This window comes from Colwellia marinimaniae (assembly GCF_002207865.1).
Taxonomy (GTDB): domain Bacteria; phylum Pseudomonadota; class Gammaproteobacteria; order Enterobacterales; family Alteromonadaceae; genus Colwellia; species Colwellia marinimaniae.
Genome location: NZ_BDQM01000216.1, coordinates 1 through 279, shown reverse-complemented (window position 1 = coordinate 279; position 279 = coordinate 1). Strand labels below are relative to the sequence as shown.

At 50.5% G+C, this 279-nt stretch carries 1 protein-coding gene; it reads right to left on the bottom strand.

All coding sequences use genetic code 11. The annotated features are described in order from the left end of the window. Positions 1 to 279 (bottom strand): hypothetical protein (locus tag MTCD1_RS21930; protein ID WP_235013387.1); only part of this gene is annotated, 279 nt, incomplete at both ends.

Sequence of the window (279 nt, the reverse complement as noted above, 5' to 3'; positions counted from 1 at the left end):
ATATGACCTCGACAGACTCTCCGGTGAAGCTTGCAGTCCAGGGCGAGCCGTTCGCTGTTTGCTTAGGCGCTCCCCTTTTCATTAGCTCTTCAGAAGTGATTGGGATAGTGGCGCAGGGGCCGCGACGGGCCTCAAGCAAAATCAAGGCATTGGGAATTTCATAAGTCAGATGCTTCGCAGCCAGTTTACCCATGCCTTGAGTAGCAGTGGCCATGATATGTTGGCCATAAAACAACATGCCAATCGCGGCACATATAATCAATAGCGCAACTGCTAAAA